Annotated in this window: 19 protein-coding genes and 3 tRNA genes; 19 read left to right on the top strand and 3 right to left on the bottom strand. The window is 52.7% G+C overall.

All coding sequences use genetic code 11. The annotated features are described in order from the left end of the window. Positions 1-25 precede the first annotated feature (25 nt). From JW814_04545 to JW814_04470, 16 genes are all read left to right on the top strand, one after another. Positions 26-901: a YicC family protein gene (locus JW814_04545; GenBank protein ID MBN2070706.1), complete on the top strand. Its 876-nt coding sequence runs from the start codon at positions 26-28 to the stop codon at positions 899-901. A gap of 64 nt (positions 902-965) precedes the next feature. After that, on the top strand, positions 966-1,226 hold the full coding sequence (locus tag JW814_04540) for a DUF370 domain-containing protein (GenBank protein ID MBN2070705.1): 261 nt from the start codon (positions 966-968) through the stop codon (positions 1,224-1,226). A 14-nt stretch (positions 1,227-1,240) separates the two neighbouring features. Next, positions 1,241-1,816, top strand: a complete 576-nt coding sequence (gmk, locus tag JW814_04535; protein MBN2070704.1) for a guanylate kinase — start codon at positions 1,241-1,243, stop codon at positions 1,814-1,816. 152 nt (positions 1,817-1,968) lie between these two features. Then, positions 1,969-2,178, top strand: coding sequence for a DNA-directed RNA polymerase subunit omega (gene rpoZ / locus JW814_04530; protein MBN2070703.1), 210 nt, complete (start codon positions 1,969-1,971; stop codon positions 2,176-2,178). Beyond that, positions 2,153-3,406 carry a bifunctional phosphopantothenoylcysteine decarboxylase/phosphopantothenate--cysteine ligase CoaBC gene (coaBC, locus tag JW814_04525; protein MBN2070702.1) on the top strand — a complete coding sequence of 418 codons (1,254 nt, stop codon included), beginning with the start codon at positions 2,153-2,155 and terminating at the stop codon, positions 3,404-3,406. The genes rpoZ and coaBC overlap by 26 nt, the downstream gene beginning before the upstream one ends. Before the next feature lie 182 nt (positions 3,407-3,588). Beyond that, the gene (locus JW814_04520) at positions 3,589-4,242 is read left to right on the top strand and encodes a uracil-DNA glycosylase (protein MBN2070701.1); all 654 of its coding nucleotides are present in this window, start codon (positions 3,589-3,591) and stop codon (positions 4,240-4,242) included. A gap of 76 nt (positions 4,243-4,318) precedes the next feature. After that, entirely contained in the window at positions 4,319-5,671 is a 1,353-nt protein-coding gene (gene dnaB, locus JW814_04515; protein MBN2070700.1) for a replicative DNA helicase, read from the top strand. Between the two features lie 108 nt (positions 5,672-5,779). Beyond that, on the top strand, positions 5,780-6,526 hold the full coding sequence (locus JW814_04510; protein MBN2070699.1) for an ABC transporter permease: 747 nt from the start codon (positions 5,780-5,782) through the stop codon (positions 6,524-6,526). Between the two features lie 15 nt (positions 6,527-6,541). Beyond that, positions 6,542-7,312 carry an ABC transporter ATP-binding protein gene (locus JW814_04505; protein ID MBN2070698.1) on the top strand — a complete coding sequence of 257 codons (771 nt, stop codon included), beginning with the start codon at positions 6,542-6,544 and terminating at the stop codon, positions 7,310-7,312. A gap of 27 nt (positions 7,313-7,339) precedes the next feature. Beyond that, positions 7,340-8,236 carry an MCE family protein gene (locus tag JW814_04500; protein ID MBN2070697.1) on the top strand — a complete coding sequence of 299 codons (897 nt, stop codon included), beginning with the start codon at positions 7,340-7,342 and terminating at the stop codon, positions 8,234-8,236. Positions 8,237-8,280: 44 nt separating this feature from the next. After that, complete coding sequence (gene ispD / locus JW814_04495; GenBank protein ID MBN2070696.1) at positions 8,281-9,003, top strand: 2-C-methyl-D-erythritol 4-phosphate cytidylyltransferase; 723 nt, start codon at positions 8,281-8,283, stop codon at positions 9,001-9,003. 45 nt (positions 9,004-9,048) lie between these two features. Further along, positions 9,049-9,537 (top strand): 2-C-methyl-D-erythritol 2,4-cyclodiphosphate synthase, encoded by a 489-nt coding sequence (locus JW814_04490; protein ID MBN2070695.1) that lies wholly within the window; start codon positions 9,049-9,051, stop codon positions 9,535-9,537. 88 nt (positions 9,538-9,625) lie between these two features. Beyond that, the gene (locus tag JW814_04485; GenBank protein MBN2070694.1) at positions 9,626-11,059 is read left to right on the top strand and encodes a glutamate--tRNA ligase; all 1,434 of its coding nucleotides are present in this window, start codon (positions 9,626-9,628) and stop codon (positions 11,057-11,059) included. Between the two features lie 79 nt (positions 11,060-11,138). After that, the gene (locus tag JW814_04480) at positions 11,139-12,164 is read left to right on the top strand and encodes a D-alanine--D-alanine ligase (protein MBN2070693.1); all 1,026 of its coding nucleotides are present in this window, start codon (positions 11,139-11,141) and stop codon (positions 12,162-12,164) included. 24 nt (positions 12,165-12,188) lie between these two features. Next, on the top strand, positions 12,189-13,250 hold the full coding sequence (locus tag JW814_04475; GenBank protein MBN2070692.1) for a M42 family metallopeptidase: 1,062 nt from the start codon (positions 12,189-12,191) through the stop codon (positions 13,248-13,250). A gap of 83 nt (positions 13,251-13,333) precedes the next feature. Next, entirely contained in the window at positions 13,334-14,779 is a 1,446-nt protein-coding gene (locus JW814_04470; GenBank protein MBN2070691.1) for a cysteine--tRNA ligase, read from the top strand. Here the strand turns inward: JW814_04470 and JW814_04465 are convergent. From JW814_04465 to JW814_04455, 3 genes are read right to left on the bottom strand one after another with little or no spacing between them, the layout of a single operon-like run. Beyond that, positions 14,757-15,251 (bottom strand): hypothetical protein, encoded by a 495-nt coding sequence (locus JW814_04465; protein ID MBN2070690.1) that lies wholly within the window; start codon positions 15,249-15,251, stop codon positions 14,757-14,759. The two genes, JW814_04470 and JW814_04465, sit on opposite strands and share 23 nt — an antisense overlap. Further along, positions 15,248-15,838, bottom strand: coding sequence for a hypothetical protein (locus tag JW814_04460; protein MBN2070689.1), 591 nt, complete (start codon positions 15,836-15,838; stop codon positions 15,248-15,250). Before JW814_04460 ends, JW814_04465 begins: the two co-directional genes overlap by 4 nt. A 50-nt stretch (positions 15,839-15,888) precedes the next feature. Then, complete coding sequence (locus tag JW814_04455; protein MBN2070688.1) at positions 15,889-16,824, bottom strand: hypothetical protein; 936 nt, start codon at positions 16,822-16,824, stop codon at positions 15,889-15,891. A 497-nt stretch (positions 16,825-17,321) separates the two neighbouring features. Between JW814_04455 and JW814_04450 the strand changes: the two genes are divergently transcribed. From JW814_04450 to JW814_04440, 3 genes are all read left to right on the top strand, one after another. Continuing rightward, positions 17,322-17,398 (top strand) — tRNA-Thr (locus JW814_04450). Between the two features lie 125 nt (positions 17,399-17,523). Next, a tRNA-Tyr gene (locus JW814_04445) sits at positions 17,524-17,608 on the top strand. 49 nt (positions 17,609-17,657) lie between these two features. Beyond that, a tRNA-Gly gene (locus JW814_04440) sits at positions 17,658-17,733 on the top strand. The last annotated feature ends 3 nt before the right edge of the window (positions 17,734-17,736 follow it).

Here is a 17,736-nt window from a genome sequence, read left to right as displayed (position 1 = left end):
TCTGTTTGAATCAGAGGAGTAATCAATGATCGCCAGCATGACAGGTTACGGAAAAGGATCGGCTTTGCTCGGAAGTGGAGAGATCACCGTTGAAATACGGACAGTTAATCACAGGTTCATTGATTTTTCGATAAGGATGCCGAGACTGCTCGGCGGTTTTGAGAATATTGTCGAAAAAACGGTACGGGGGAAAATAAACCGCGGGCATGTATACGTCACCGTTGTCTTTGACAAGAATTTCGAATCAGAATATACCAACGTCAATACGAAGCTGTTGAAAAGGGCCTACAGGGAACTTTCCGCGTTTGCCAGAAAGGAGAAGATACCCGGAGAGGTCGATATAAACACTCTTCTTTCGCTGCCCGAGCTATTTATCAATAATGTGGAATCGATTCCCGACAGGACCCTCAAGGCGGCGGTGGAGAAAGCTCTGGAGCAGGCATTGTCCAAATGTGTCAGGATGAGAAGAAGAGAGGCCGTGGACCTGGTAAAAGATATCAGAGCCAGGCTTGCCAGGATCGAAAAAATATCAGCGAGGATAGAAAAAAGCGCCCCTTCAGCTCAGAAGCGCTCGCTGGCGAGAGTCAAAAAAAGAATAGAACAGATGATCGGGGAAAACAAGCTCGACAGGAGCAGGTGGGAGGCGGAAGCTGCTCTTATGGTCGATCGTTCTGATTTCTCCGAGGAACTCGTCAGGTTGAAAAGCCATCTCGGACAGTTCGATAAACACCTGAAAAATGGTGGAGAAGTCTCGAAAAAACTCACATTCCTTCTTCAGGAGATCCATCGCGAAGTGACGACGATGGGAAACAAGGCGACAGATTCGGCGATTATCCGTGATTGTCTTTCGATCAAGGAAAGTGTCGAAAAGATCCGCGAACAGGTACAGAATCTGGAATAGGTTTATCAGGGGAGAGGGATTATGTTTCGTCCCGCCCGGACGTGTCATGGAGGTCTGAGAATCGATGTTACTAAATATAGGATTCGGTAATGTCGTCGCTGAGGAGAAGGTCGTCGCCGTGGTAAATTCAGATTCCGCTCCGATGCGGCGTTACAGGGAGGAAGCCAGACAGTCGGGGATGCTGGTCGACGCCACGCAGGGAAGAAAGACAAGGAGCGTAATAGTGACTGTTTCCGGGCATATCATTCTTTCAGCGATTGCCGTCGAAACGATCGGCCAGAGGTGGAAGGAGAAAGAGGCCGAAGACGGAGGTGAAACAAAATAGAGACAGCTACACCGATGATCATCGTAGTCTCCGGCCCGTCAGGCGCTGGGAAATCGACTGTGGTAAAAGCCTTTCTTGAGTCCTCGGCGTCGATCGTCCCTTCGGTCTCTCTGACGACCCGGGAACCGAGGAAAGGCGAAGTAGAAGGAATAGATTATTTCTTCGTCTCCGAAGAGGAGTTTGACTTGAAACGCAAGGCGGGAGAACTCCTTGAGTGGGCCGAGGTACATGGGAATCTCTACGGTACCCTTTCGTCGTTCGTCGATATGGAGCTCGCGAGAGGACACGATCTGCTCCTTGAGATCGATGTCCAGGGCGGATTGAACGTCAAGGGGAAGAGGCCTGAAGCTTTGATGATCTTCCTGTTGCCTCCGTCAATGGAAGAACTCGAGAAAAGACTGAGGGGCAGGGATACTGACAGTGAGGAAGTGATTGTCAAGAGGCTCGCTAACGCCAGAAAAGAGATCGGGTTTGCCGGCAGGTACGATTTCAGCGTGATAAACGACGCTGTCAGCCGGTCGGTCGAGGAGATCCGTGCCATAATCGAATCGGCTCGGCAGAGGCGATCCGGCCGCGATCAAATTAGTTGATAATCCTGATGAATTATATTAATAATATATATTCCGGCTGCAATGGGATCTTTTCGAAAGAACGATGCGAAGCCCGGGTCTAAAGGGATGGATATTGCTGGCGGTGAATCGCTGCCGGCCGGTCAAGATCAAACTTATTTCAAGGGGTGGATATGAGGGTCAATAATATAGAGGATATCGTAAAGATGATTGATAACAGATATGAAGCAGTACGGGTCCTTGCGAAGGAAGCTCGAAGGGTAAATGACGAGATAAAATTCTCCGAGGAAGAAATCGAGGAAAAACCAACGACCATAGCCATTAACCGTCTTATTGAAGGGAAAGTGAAATTCGGTTATGAAGAGCCGGAGGAGGAGCAATAAGAACGAGGAGCGGCTAGGCGGAAAGAATATCCTCCTTGTAGTCACAGGCGGGATCTCCGCGTATAAATCGGCTTTCCTGGTCCGGCTTCTCAGGCGCGCCGGAGCGGAAGTCAAAGTCCTGATGAGCGGCGCGGCGACAAAGTTCGTCACTCCCCTGACCTTCGAAGTCCTTTCAGGAAATCCTGTTCCGGAAGAGCTCTTCGCGCGAAGGGACACCCCCTCTGTAGAACATGTAGAGCTTGCCGCCTGGGCCGACCTGATACTGGCAGCTCCGGCTACCGCTGATTTCATAGCAAAACTGTCCTGCGGCCTTGCCGACGACCTGCCAAGCGCTGTCCTGTGCGCGGCGAGGGGAAATACGACAGAAATACTTATCGCTCCGGCGATGAATGATGGAATGTGGCGCAATCCGGCGGTCCAGAGGAATATCGCCGCTCTTAAAGGGGACGGGATCTTTGTTATCGATCCGGCAGAGGGTGATCTCGCCTGCGGTACATCCGGCAGGGGAAGGATGGCTGAACCAGAAGATATCCTCCTGGCGCTGGATTCGGCTTTAGCCCCGCGGCTTCTCGAAGGGGTCAGGGCTGTAGTGACGGCGGGCAGGACGGAGGAAGAGCTCGATCCGGTAAGGTATATTTCGAACCGGTCGACCGGAAAGATGGGATTCGCCATAGCGAAAAGGCTTAAAAGACTTGGCGCCCAAGTCACCCTTATTCACGGGGTTGTCGATATCGATCCTCCGGCGGTCGAAAGAACGAAGAAAGTGACTACAGCCGCTGAGATGAAAAGGTCGGTTCTCAGGGCCTTACCGGGGTGCGACCTCCTTGTAATGGCGGCCGCTGTCGCTGATTACACGCCTATGCGCAAGGCGAAAGAGAAGATAAAGAAGACTGCCGGCGGGATGAGTATTGAACTGAAGAAGACCGATGATATCCTGAAGGCGGTCAGGGGAAAAAAGAAAAAAGGGCAGGTAGTTGTCGGGTTCGCTCTCGAAACGGGAGATGGAGAGGCCAACGCGATTAAAAAGATAAAAGAGAAGGGATGCGATTACCTTGTCCTCAACATGGCAGGTAACGATACAGGGTTCGCCTCGGACACGAACCAGATATTTCTTTTCAGGGGGACCGAAAAGATCGAGGCTACTCAGGTGATATCGAAGAAAGAAGCCGCGGCCCTGATCGTGGAGAGGCTCGTCGAGGATGGAAGAATAAGGAAAGCTGGTGGATGAAAGAGCAGGCCTACGATATAAATGTCTCCCTGAAAAGATATTTCGGGAGATTAACCGATAGAGGACGTGTTGTTCTTCACAGGTTTGAGAGGTGTGGCTTCCACGCCGGGGAAGAGATCATTATCAGGACATCACCGGAAACGGCTGGTCCGGTAGCGTCCGGTCCGGCGGGCGGGGAAAAGATGAATGGCATCGACAGGGTGACTGAAACTGCGGCAGGGTCGCTTTTCCCCTCCTCCGGCGCTGTTCCGGGCGCCGGCGGCGGGAGCATTGATCTCGATTCTCTTGAGAAGACCGTTTCCCGGTGTACCCGTTGCGACCTGCATAAGACGAGGACAAAAACGGTGTTCGGCGCGGGAAACAACTCTTCGGCTATCGTCTTTGTGGGGGAAGCTCCGGGCAGGGATGAAGACCTCAGCGGAATACCGTTTATCGGCCGGGCGGGAAAACTTCTCGACAAGATCATAGAATCGATAGGACTGAGCCGGGATGACGTATACATCGCGAATATACTCAAGTGTCGTCCTCCGTCGAACCGTGATCCCAACGAGGACGAAGTCGCCGCCTGTGAAGGGTATCTCGCCGAGCAGCTGAAAATAATCGACCCTGTCCTGATTTGCGCACTCGGCCGGGTCGCTGCGCAGAACCTTCTCAAGACGAAAGATACATTGAAAAGACTCAGGGAGAGTACGCATCGTTATAATGGGATAAAAGTCGTTGTCACGTATCACCCCGCCGCGCTTTTAAGGAATCCGAACTTCAAAAGGCCGACCTGGGAGGATATGAAACTTCTTCGGCGCCTCTACGATGAGTCGGTTGCCGGAAGGCGGCCGTAAAGAGATCTCCCACGATGGAGAAGAGTGTCGAAAGGATGTAATGATAGAGAATCAGGATATCGACAGATCGACCACGCTGATAGAGAAGATGCCCCCTCAGGCTATCGAGGCTGAGCGAGCCGTACTTGGCGGGATGCTTCTTGAAGCGGAGGCGGCGACCAGGGCGATCGAGATCGTTATACCGGAAGCTTTTTACCGCCCGTCCCATTCGCGGATCTTCAGGGCGATGATCTCTCTTTTCACCAGGCATGAACCGATAGATATAATGACTCTGTCGGAAGAGCTTAGAAAAGCCGGGGATCTCGAGACTGCTGGCGGGATCGCCGCACTGACGGAACTTGTCGATTCGGTCCCTACTGCGGCGAATATCGAATATTACTCCAGGATCGTAATGGAAAAATATATCCTCAGGCAGCTTATTCACGCCTCGTCGGAGATAGTGGGAGAGTGCTACAGGGCGGAAACGACAGCCGGCGCGATCCTCGACGAAGCTGAACAGAAGATATTCAGGGTCAGCGAATCACGCGTAAGCCAGGGATTCCTCCATATAAAAGATGTCCTTAAGGAACGGTTCGAGGAGATACAGAGGATTCATGAAACGAGAGAATCGACGACCGGCATATCAACTGGTTTCATCGACCTGGACAAATATACCGCGGGGCTCCATCCGAGCGATATGGTCATCGTTGCCGGCAGGCCGTCGATGGGAAAAACCAGTTTCGCCCTGAACATAGCTCAGCATATCGGGCTGGAAGAGAAGAAACCTGTGGCGATCTTCAGTCTCGAGATGTCCAAGGAACTCCTTGTTCAGAGACTTCTCTGCGCCGAGGCGCAGGTCGACGCCCAGAAGGTAAGGCGCGGGTTCACCTCGGCCAAGGATATTGAAAGGCTGACAAATGCAGCGGGGCTGCTTTCTGAAGCTCAGATATTCATTGATGACACCCCGGCGATAACGACTCTCGATATCAGGGCCCGGGCGAGAAGGTTGAAAGCGGAACACAATCTTTCGCTCGTCGTGATTGACTATCTGCAGCTTGCCAGGGCAAGCGAGAGGACTGACAACAGGCAACAGGAGATATCGGCGATATCGCGTTCGATGAAAGCTCTGGCAAAAGAACTTTCGATTCCCGTCATTGCCCTTTCACAGCTGTCGAGGGCTGTCGAATCCCGCGGAGGCGACAAGAGGCCGATGCTCTCCGATCTCAGGGAATCGGGCGCGATCGAACAGGATGCCGATCTGGTACTCTTTCTTTACAGGCCCGAATTTTACGATCCGGGCGATCCCGAAAAAGAGGGCAGGGCTGAGCTTATTATCGGCAAACAGCGAAATGGACCTACCGGGACGGTCCACCTGTATTTTGAAAAACAGTACACGCGGTTCCGCTCGATGGCGAATGTCGATTCGGCCGGTCCGGAAGAAGTATTCTGAGATCAGCCGGAAAAAGCAGACTGGACCGCTGTTTCTTACGACCGTGATGAAGCGCTGGAGGTTTAATTGGGTTTCTTTGCCTGGATAGGCAGATCCTTTCTGGTAATAATGGAGGAGATCGGAGGGATCTTTATCCTCCTTTGCAGGATCGTCAGGGTCTCTCCGGGGGCCTTCAAAAATTTCAGGAACATAGTCTTTCAGATGGAGCGGATAGGGCTCGGTTCCATTCCGCTCGTTCTCGTGACGTCTCTGTTTGTAGGCGCTGTCACTGCTATACAGGCGGCGTATCAGTTTCAGGGTTTCGTTCCGATGAGGTATATAGGCGCCGTTGTCGGCAAATCAGTGACTCTCGAACTCGGGCCGGTTCTTACGGCGCTTGTTGTGGGAGGAAGGGTAAGCGCGGCGATAGCTGCCGAACTCGGGACAATGAAGGTGACCGAGCAGATAGACGCGATGGAGATGATAGCTATCGATCCGGTAGACTATCTTGTCCTCCCAAGGATCATCGCGGCTACCCTGATGCTGCCCGTCCTTACTGTTTTTTCCGATCTTCTGGCGATACTCGGCGGGATGGTCGTATCAAAGATTTCGATGGGCGTAAGCTTCAATGTCTTTCAGAACGGGTTGAGGCTTCTTTTCGAGAGGCAGGATCTTGTCGGAGGTCTTATAAAGACTTTCTTTTTCGGATTTATAATAGCGTTCATGGGATGCTATCACGGATTTTCCACCAGGGGTGGAGCGGAGGGCGTGGGTATAGCGACGATGAAAGCGGTCGTATCTTCATGCCTTCTTATTCTCATAGCGAATTATCTTCTCGCCTCGCTTATTTTCCGGGTGATTTTCGCGCCGGAATAATCTCCGGCGAAGGGAATGATCGATATCTGCAGGGAAGCGATAATAAGTATAAGGGGAGTATCAAAGGTCTTTGCCGGTGAGGCGGTGCTCGACAGCCTTGATCTCGACATCGAACGCGGGGAGACGCTCGTCGTTATCGGTAGAAGCGGCTGCGGCAAGAGTGTTCTGCTGAAACACCTGACCGGGCTCCTGAAACCCGACAAGGGGGAGATATTTTTCAAAGACGAAGATATAACACGATTTAGCAGGAGAAAACTGTTTGAAATGCGTATGCACTTTGGTATGCTTTTTCAGGCATCGGCCCTTTTCGACTCGATGAGTGTCGGGGATAATGTCGCCTTGCCCCTGATCAGGCATTCGGGGAAAGAGGATGGAGAGATCCGGGATATCGTGCTTGAGAAGCTTCGCCTGGTAGGCCTTGAGGATGTGTACGACAAGTTTCCCGCAGAGCTCAGCGGAGGGATGAAGAAGAGAGTCGGCCTTGCCAGGGCGGTAGTAATGGATCCCGAGGTCGTCCTTTATGACGAACCCACCACCGGGCTCGACCCGATAATGGCGGATGTCATCAATGAGCTTATACGAGACCTTCAGAGGGAACTGAATATAACATCTGTCGTCGTCACTCATGACATCGGCAGCGCCTACAAGATAGCTGATCACATGGCAATGCTTTACAATGGAAAGATCATATTCGAGGGTTCGCCGGATGAGACCAGGGAGACTGGTAACGAGATAGTCAGGCAGTTTATAGAAGGCAGGGCCGTGGGTCCTATCAAGGCAGTCTGAGGAGCACACTACCACAGGGAAATGGTGATGGATTACAAGACGCTGGAGATTCGTGTAGGATTGACTATTTTTATCGCTGTCCTTGTCTTTACGATAGGATTGATGTGGTTTGAAGGGTTTGATGTCGGGCGAAAGACTTACGTGCTTCACGCGGTCTTTCCGATGGTAGGGGGGATCGATCCCGGGGATGCGGTAAATGTCAACGGAGTGGAGCAGGGTGAGGTCAAGCAGGTCGACCTGCGGGAAAAAGATGTAATAATCACAATGGCGATAGATGTCAGGGCGAGGATCCCGGAAGATTCCCGTGTCGTTCTCCAGACAAGGGGGATCATGGGAGAGAGGATCGTCTCGATCATTCTCGGCGATTCTCAGGATATTCTTCAGCCGGGATCGATCCTTACCGGCGTCTATGATCCCGGGATCTCGGAAGCCCTTGCCTCGATGGGAAAGGTGATCGATGATCTCTCCAAACTGGCGGCCGACATGGACAGGATCACGAGGATGCTGACAGAGGGAGGAAAACTCTCTACCGTGATCGAAAACCTCGCTTCGATAACGACAGACCTCAGAGATGGTATTAAGAAGAATTCGGAGACGATCGACAAAGGATTTAACTCATTCAGCCGATCGGCTGAAAGGATCGATTCGATCCTTGAACGTAATTCCGCGGAGATAGACAGCCTCTTTTCCCGTCTTGAATACGCCAGCCAGGATCTTCCCGGCCTGCTTGAAAAGATGAATCTCGTTACCATCGCCCTTATCGATGTGATGGAAAGATTGAGGGCCGATGATAACACCTTCGGCACTCTTCTCAACGACCGGGAACTGTTGGATAAACTTGAAAAAGCGGTCGATGGGATCTCCGAACTCGTCGCTGATGTAAAGAAGAATCCGAAGAAATATCTTACCGTGGAGATATTCTGAGATAATCGCGACGAGCGCATTCATCATTATGAAAGAGGGATATTTTGGCATCTGAAGAGAAAATAATATGCCTCGTTGCCGCCGCTGGCAGGGGGGTCAGGCTTGGCCGGGAGATCCCGAAGAGTTTCTATCCGGTCGAAGGGCGCACTCTGCTGGCCATGTCGATCGAGAATCTCCTTAAATGGGGAGGAATAAGCGTTTTCGTGGTGATCGTTCCGCCGGGATGGGAGGAAAAGGCCGAGGAGCTCCTTTCGAAAGAAGTCCCGGATGCCGTTGTAAGGGTAGTCGCGGGAGGAAGTACGAGGCAGGAATCAGTAGCGATCGGCCTGAAGGAAGCCGATGGAGCAGAACTGATATTGATCCATGACGCCTGCAGGCCTTTTGTCTCTCCTTCCCTGGTTGAAAGGGTCGTTGCGGAGGCGAGGGTCTCGGGTGCCGCCGTGCCGGTACTGCAGACGACAGATACGCTGGGGCGCCTCAGGGGAAAGGAACTGGAGAGTATGGTGCCGAGAGACAGGGTCGTGGGAATACAGACGCCGCAGGGATTCAGGGCGGAAGTGCTGAAAAAGGCCTATCACAACGATGAGGACCTTATAAGGACGGCTACGGATGAAAGCTCGCTGGTCCTCCTGGCCGATATGCCGGTAAAAGCAGTCGAAGGGGAAAGGTGGAATATCAAAGTGACGGTCAGGGAAGACCTCGATATTATAAAAAGCTTTCTCGCGGGAAGAAAACTTGACCTGCCGGAGACGGATGATCCCGAATGACATTTCCGGCAAGGTAATGATTTATATCAGGACAGGAAAACGACGATGAAATGTGATATCAGGATCGGGACGGGGTATGATATTCATCCTCTGGTGAGCGGACGCGAGCTGGTCCTTGGTGGTCTGCATATAGAGAGCGAAATGGGGCTGAAGGGGCATTCAGATGCCGACGTCCTTCTCCACGCGATATCTGACGCCCTTCTCGGAGCGCTGGCTCTCGGCGATCTCGGAGAATATTTCCCCGAGACCCGGGAGTACAGGGATATATCGAGCGTGATTCTTCTTGAAAGAGTCTACCGGATCATTCTCGACAGGGGATACAGGCTGGTCAATCTCGATTGTATCGTGCATGCCGAAGAACCGCTGCTTTCTCCTTACAGAAAAGGGATGACAGAGAAGATATCGTCGATACTCCAGGCTGAACAGGGCCGCGTATCGGTCAAGGCGACAAGGGGTGAAGGACTCGGACCGGTAGGTGAAAAGAAAGCTATCGCCGCGAGAGCTGTCGTCCTTCTTGAAAAGGTGGATCTGTAGGAAGAGTGTGATCCTTGCGGCATGGGGATATTAGCGGGCCGGATGTGGTGGCCGGCCTTAAGCGGCAGGATATAGAGGAAGTGATGGCTTGAAAGATATCAGGGTACGATTCGCGCCGAGTCCGACGGGGCTGCTGCATATAGGGGGAGCGAGGACCGCGCTCTTCAACTGGCTATTCACCCGCCACAACGGCGGAAGTTTTATAATAAGGATAGAAGATACCGACCGTGAGCGTTCATCAAGGGAATTCGAGGATTCGCTTCTCGATGATCTCCGCTGGTTGGGGCTTTCCTGGGATGAAGGGCCTGAAGCCGGAGGAGAGTACGGACCCTACAGGCAGACGGAAAGAGTGGAGATATACAGGGAATACGCACTCAGGCTCGTTGAAAGCGGCAGGGCTTTCCCGTGTTTCTGCACCGATGACCAGCTCGCGGAAAAGCGCGCGATGATGCGCGAGGACGGAAACCCTCCGCAATATGACGGGACATGCAGGCGCCTTGACGAAGCTGCACGGAAGGAAAAAAGGGACCAGGGCCTGCCCGAAAGCATCAGGTTCGAGGTCGAGGCCGGGGTCGACAGAAAGATCGACGATATAGCAAGAGGGGAAGTCTCCTTTCCAGCCGGGATGGTCGGAGATTTTGTCATTCTGAGGTCGAACGGGTTGCCGACATATAATTTTGCCGCGGCGATAGACGATGCCCTGATGAAGATCACTCATGTGATCAGGGGGGCGGAACACCTTTCGAACACTCTCAGGCAGATCATGATCTATGAAGCGCTGGAACTCTCGCCGCCGCGATTCGCGCATATTCCGCTTATCCTCGGCCAGGACCGGACAAAACTGAGCAAGAGGCACGGAGCTCCCAATATCAGGGACTACAGGGAAAAGGGATACCCCGCCGAAGCGCTTCTGAACTATCTCGCTTTTCTCGGATGGGCGACAAGGGGAGAGAAGGAGATACTCTCGGTCCAAGAACTCGTAGATGAATTCGAACTTGCCAGGGTATCGGATTCGCCGAGTATTTTTGACGAGGCAAAGTTGAACTGGGTGACCTCGCGGCATGTCCGGGCAGGAGGAGCGGAAAAATATTTCAATGACGCGAAGAGTTTTTTCCCGGAGCGGTTCAGGGAGAGATACAGCGAGGAAGAACTCAAAACGATATTCGAAATATCTTCGGAAAACCTTTCCTCTTTCGACCGGCTTCCTTTCGAGGCGGCGGCGTTTGAGCCAGGGGGGATCGACTATGATGAAGAGGCTCTCGTTCAGCTCAACGGGGCCGGCAGGTTGCTCCTTGAGCTCAAAGGAAGGTTCGAAGCAGCTGAAGACTGGAATGCGGAAGAGATACGCCGGATAATTAAAGAGACTGGCAGGGATCTTCAGATAAAGGGAAAGGATTTGTATATGCCGCTGAGGGTCGCCGTGACCGGAGTCTCGCACGGCCCGGATCTTGTCATGGTCATTTTGATCAGGGGAAAAGAGGATGTAGCCGCAGCCCTCGTAAGGGCCGCCGTGGATACCTGATAAAAGCAGCCGGATCTTCGAAGGAGTCGAAATGTCGATTTGCGATGATTTCCGGGTCGAATGAAGTGGAGAAGATGATATGGGGGAAAAGAGAAAACTCAGGATAACAGTCCTTCTCGGCGGAGATTCTCCGGAGAGGGATGTCTCGATAGCAAGCGGTATGGGAGTCGCCCGCGCCCTTTCAGCGATGGGGCATAAGGTCAGGACTTTCGATTTCGCTCTTCCCGTGGAAGGCCAGGGAGAGGAGAGGGAAATATCAATAGGTGAACTGCCTCCGGCCGGGCTGCGTGCTCTGCCGCCGGAGAAGATGTGCCTCTGGGCCGGTTCCGAGTTCATCCAGTCGGCCGATGTAGTCTTTGTGGCGCTTCATGGCGGAAAGGGAGAGGACGGGACGGTCCAGGCGGTCCTGGAGATGACGGGAGCGAGATATACGGGCACAGGCGTTCTGGGGAGCGCTCTCGCTATGAACAAGGACAGGTCAAAAGCCCTTTTCAACCAGGCTGGAGTAAGGACGGCTCCCCATCTTCTTACCGTTCTCTCGGGAGATATCGAGATACAGAGGGTAAGAGCGGCGATTGAAAGCGGGATCGGGTTCCCTGTCATCATCAAACCGAACTGCCAGGGATCAAGCGTCGGGTTTTCCTATGTCCCCGAACCGGAAAAACTTCCCGAAGCGCTGTCGCTGGCGTCAAGATTCGGGCGGGAGCTTATGGTGGAAAGGTATATCTCCGGCAGGGAAGTCACTGTCGCCGTACTCGACGGGGAAGCTCTCCCTGTTATCGAGATCGTACCGAAGAGTGGTTTTTACGATTACAGATCAAAATATACGAAAGAAGCGAGCCGGTATGAAGCTCCGGCCAAGATCGACGAATGGACCGGGGCTGAACTCAAAAGGGAGGCGCTGCTTGCCTATAACGCGCTTTCGTGCAGGGATTATGCCAGGGTAGATTTCAGGCTGGGGGATGATGGAGATCCATATTGCCTTGAAGTGAATACTCTGCCGGGCATGACAGACCTGAGTCTTGTTCCGATGGCAGCCCGCGAGGCGGGGATATCCTTCGGAGAACTGGTCGAGAAGATATGCTTTATGGCGCTGGAAAGATGATTACCTGAAAGACAGGAGGGGGTCATGGACCGCATCGAACTCTTAATGAAGGAATTCACGGAAGCTACCGGTGTCTCCGGAGCGGAAGGAGAGATCTTCGATCTGATGGTGTCGCACCTTGATGGGCTTGTGGACGTGGAAAGGGACAGGCTCGGATCGTTTATCGGGCGCCTGAAGGGCGGAAAAGAATCGCCAAGGATAATGCTGGCCGGGCATATGGACGAGATCGGGTTCATGGTATCGCATTTTTCCGGTAACTATATAAAGTTCAATACGCTGGGTGGATGGTGGCCCCCGAGGGTCCTTGGCGCGGTTGTGAAAATAAGGAGCATGAAAGGTGATATAACTGGGGTCATAGCCTCGAAATCACCTTTCTCAATGGAAAAGGACGAGAGGGACAAACCTCTGAAGGCGAAAGACTTCTTTATAGATGTCGGACTCTCGGGAAAACAGAAACCGGAAAGCCTCGGTATAAGGCCGGGTGACCCGGTTGTTCCGGTAAGCCCGTTTACCATCCTCAGGGGTGGAAAGGCTTATATGGCGAAAGCCTGGGACAACAGGATCGGATGCATGGTCGTCGTCGAGACTATAAGGAGATTGAAACAATTCCGGCTTCCCAACGCCGTCTTCGGTGTCGGGACCGTTCAGGAGGAAGTCGGGATAAGGGGGGCGGTTACGAGCAGCCACGCGGTCGCTCCCGATATCTGCTTTGCCATAGATGTGAATGTCGCCCAGGATCTGCCAGGTTCGGCTGAAGGGGCGGTCGAAAAGTTGGGAGCCGGCGTATCGATATGCGTCTATGACGCCACGCTTATCCCGAATGTCGGGCTGAGGGATCATGTCGCGCAGATCGCGGAGAAAAAGAAGATCCCTTATCACTTCAGCGCGATACCATTCGGAGGGACAGACGGGGGAAAGGTGCACCTGAATGAGAGTGGTGTCCCGACACTTGTCATAGGCGTCCCGACCCGCTATATTCACAGTCCGGCGGGGATCCTTCTGAGGAAGGATTTTGATAACGCGGTTAGATTGATGGTCGAGGTGGTCAGGAGCCTGGATAGAAAGACCGTCGACCGGTTTATTTAAAAGAAATGTCGGCAGACGGACACACCTGATAGAGATGGAAAGGTCCCGGCAGGGGGCCGCCGGACAGAGGAAGGATAAGACAGATGGTCCTGAAAGTCTATGATACGCTTCGAAGGAAAAAAGAGGAATTCAAGCCTGTTCGTGAGGGGAAGGTCGGGATCTATTTCTGCGGGATGACCGTGCAGGATAAACCGCATATGGGCCATATGCTCGCTTTCGTCGCCGGCGACATGATAAAGAGGTATCTCAGGTATTCAGGGTACGACGTCACCTACATACAGAACTTTACCGATGTCGATGACAAGATAATAGCGAGGGCGAACGAAGAAGGAAAAGAATACAGCGAGATCGCCGAGCGTTATATCGGAGAATATTTCAAATACGAAAAGGAACTGAACATCCTGCCCGCCGACAGGTATCCCAGGGCGACAGACCATATCGGAGATATCATCGATATGGTCAGCAGGCTTATAGATAGCGGCGCGGCATACGAATCGGGAGGGGATGTTTATTTCAAGGTCAGGGAGTGCCCGTTTTACGGTGAGTTGTCGGGAAGGAAGATAGATGATCTCAGGGCTGGAGCGAGGATAGAGATCGGGGAAAGCAAGCAGGATGCCCTCGATTTCACTTTGTGGAAAGCGGCCAAGGAGGGTGAACCGGCCTGGGATTCGCCCTGGGGCAGGGGCCGTCCCGGATGGCATATAGAATGTTCGGTGATGTCGATGAAGTATCTTGGAGAGACGGTGGATATGCACGGGGGCGGGCAGGATCTCGTATTTCCCCATCATGAGAATGAGATAGCGCAGAGCAAATCGCTGACCGGAAAAAGTTACGTCAATTACTGGATGCATAACGGTCTTCTTAACCTTCGCGGAGAAAAGATGTCGAAGTCGACGGGACATTTTTTCTCAATCGAGGATATCTGCCAGGAATTTTCGGGCGAGGTCGTTCGATTCTACCTCCTCTCGACCCACTTCCGAAGCAGGACGGAATTCGGCAGAGACCGCCTGAAGGAAGCAGAATCGGGATTCGAAAGGATCAGGAACACCTGCGTATACCTCGACGAGCTGTCCCGCTACGATCCTGAGGATGGAAGCAGTACGGCGGGAGACGGGATCGCGAGACTTCTCGATTTCGCCGAAGAGGTGAGAAAAGATTTCATCGCGGCGATGGACGACGATTTCAACAGCGGTGAGGCTATCGGTCATATCTTCCGGCTTGTCAGGGAGATCAACAGGATAAAGGCTGATAATCCAGGGATGTCCGAAGCGGGTCGGGACGCGGTAGGCAGGCTTCTCGGCCATTTCGAACTTTTCGATACGATACTCGGGCTTTTCAGGGAAGGTTTGCCGAGATCGGAGATGGTGATACCCGCGGAAGTCTCCCTGCTTGTCGAGAAAAGAGAAGAGGCGAGAAAGTCAAAAGACTGGGAGCTCGCCGACCGGCTGCGGAGCGAGATACTGGCGCTGGGCTATGTCGTCGAGGACAGGGCTGAAGGGCCGGCGCTCAAAGAGACGAAGGATCGGTAAAAAAAAGTCTTTTTATCGGCATCAGGATGATAAACAGCAGCAGGGGCAGGAAGAAGTTGATCGTAAGATTGAGAAATTCCGTGCCTGTCCAGAGCTTTTCATTATTCATGTAATAACTCATAAAGACAAGAAAGACGGTAAGGATGTTTGCCGCGGTCAGTATCGCCGTACCGACGATCGCCGCCGTGATCTTTTTTCTCGCCGCCACTCCGGAAAGGGCGATCACGAGAGAGAGGAATACCGCCGGGTTAAGCGAGACCTCGGCCGCTATCGATTCGGCCCTTTCCATAATGATCTCCTGGCCGAAGATGGCGAGAAGGGGCCTGGCGCCCCAGGCGAGAAGCCGCATATAGATGAATCCCGCTTTCATGTGGAGCACGAAAAGGGCGAGAGAAGCAGCTATGAACCTGAGGAAGAACCACAGGAGGCTCTGCCCATTGCCGTCTCTTTCGGTCTGCCCTTCAGCCGTCATGGCGATCCGTCCTCAGCCGGCCCGTTAGCGTCAGGCGCCCTCCGGGGCTTGACGATCTTTGTCATCCAGAAGACTACAAGGACCAGCATGAAAATCAGGAAGCTTCCCTGCCAGAGGTATCCATGGAAGAATTCGAAAAGTTCGCGTTTATGATAGAGGACGAGGGCTACGAAGACCATCCTGATAAGATTGAGAATGTGTATCGCCGGAATACCTATGAGAAGTCCCGCCAGTTTTTCACTTATCCTCGCCGGGTACGAACCTACTATCGACAGGTAGATGATAGTCGTATAGATCCCGGTGCATTCGGCTATCACCACGAGGCGTTCTCCCCCGTGGGCGGTAAACAGGGTAAGCGTCGAATCTTTCAGTGTATGGCTGTAAGAGAGGATCGAGAGCAGCCAGGCGATCTCTGAAGCGATGAAATTTCCTGCCGAGACGAGAAAGCCGGGAAACCTCAAAGTGAGAATATAGGAAAAAAGCCAGAGGATAAAGAAGAGAATAAGGAAAGTAATGAACTCTCCCCGGAAAGACCGTCCTTTCCGGATTTCTCCCGCTTCACCTTCTGGCTTCTTTCCGTGGCCCAAATTAATAGACTGATACCTCACGTCAAAAAGTTAGCAAGTACTTACTATCTCTAGGCCTTGCTTATGGCAGTCCTCTTCATGATGACAGCGGCAGCGAGGATCATGGCAAGAACCAGGATCGTGACTACAGGTGTCGAGAAGAGAGGTACTGGCACAGGCTCTACAACATGGATTTCCTGGACGCATGTGTCATAGACCGACCCGGTAAGATCCCAGGCGATGATCGTCAGGACATCATAGTCGCAGATGTTCGCAGCGCCGGCATTGATAATACCATAGACATCGAGGCACTTTCCGCCAGGAACGCCGACGAGGGTACCGCTCTGGTTGATCGCGGGACCAACAACGCCGGTGCTCGTGATGACCCAGTTATAGTCGGACGGAGGCGCGCAGGGATCACCGTTGCAGAGTGAGAACGGGATGTACGCGGCTGTCAGACCCTGCTCTACGAGATAGAGGGTATCCTGAAGCACGTAGAGGGAGGGCGGTGTCTCGACGACTGTGAGCTCACAGCAGGAAACGTTGTACTGCTCGCCGCCACCATAGGTGTTCGGGTCGATACAGTCAGCGCTGTCGGGCTGGCATTCGATGTTGACATCGCAGTATGCCATGTGAGCGCAGAGATTGTTGATTCCCGTGGGGCCGATTACGGCGTCGCACGGGACTGTGATACAGACTTCAGCCACATAGTAGCTGGCGTCGCCAACGATGAAGCATTCGCCATCGGCAAAGGTCGTTCCGACGATCGGCCATCCGAGATCATCCCAGTAGTGGAGACAGAAGGTGTCTGCACCGGTATTACATGTGGAGATCCAGGCAAAGTTCGTGGCGGCAACTTCGTCGCAGTAGGTTTCGCCCCTGATCACATTAGCGGTGGTATAGAAACCAAAGAAAAATCCAGGATCGCCCTCTCGCGTAATTTCAGCGGCATTGAGCAAACCTGGAAGCAGAACCAGCATCGCAGCCAGTACGATAAGCTTCTTCATTTTTGTTCCTCCAAAATTCAACATCGAAAAAGGATATTTCTTTCAATCCCTTTTCAGGTTCCAGTTGATTGATCGGCCTGAAGCAGGGTTCACCGTGGATTTGAATCAATCCACATCCAGTTCTTCAGGGTTGGAAGGTTGATCTTTCCCGTGGATTTAGTTTTTTCTGCCCTCCTCTCGCGGGTCAACCCCTGGCGGGTCTCGTTCCCGTTCTCTATCTTCTACCAGCAAAGTGAGGTATAACCGGACAGCTCCTTTTTCAGGGCCTGGAGACAACTGTCCACAATCCGAATTCTAGCATAGCAGGCCAGGCGCGTCAAGTAGAAAGTTTCGCGCAGGCTTTCTTCCCTCCGATCGCCCGATCAAATGCCGCGCGGGATGACCTCTGAAAATTTTTTTTATGAGCGTATATTCCTTGTATTTTTTCTCTTGACATGTTCTTACAGTAAACCTATTATTCACCACCTGAAATTTTTAGGGGGCAGGGTCTGCCCTTTGCTGGCGTAGCTCAACCCGGTAGAGCAACTGATTTGTAATCAGTAGGTTGGGGGTTCAATTCCCTTCGCCAGCTCCAAAGAAGTCCGAGAGGCCGGTGCGGTTTTTCGTTTAAAATACGAAAAATCGATGAAAAAATCGGCTGATAGGGAAATTTTTTTCTTTATCAGGCTGCGGCGGTCTTTAAGAAATAAACAGGATTGTGGGGAGGTTCCCGAGCGGTCAAAGGGAACAGACTGTAAATCTGTCGGCGAAGCCTTCGGAGGTTCGAATCCTCCCCTCCCCACCACGGTATTTCCCGGCAGGTATTACGGAAAGCCGGTACCGGCGGGATATGAGCGGGAGTAGCTCAGTTGGTAGAGCATCAGCCTTCCAAGCTGAGGGTCGCGGGTTCGAATCCCGTTTCCCGCTCCAGAT

It is taken from the genome of Candidatus Krumholzibacteriota bacterium, from assembly GCA_016932415.1.
GTDB lineage: Bacteria > Krumholzibacteriota > Krumholzibacteriia > Krumholzibacteriales > Krumholzibacteriaceae > Krumholzibacterium.
Note: the sequence above shows the minus strand (reverse complement) of the source record. Positions and strands in the feature narration are given on the sequence as shown.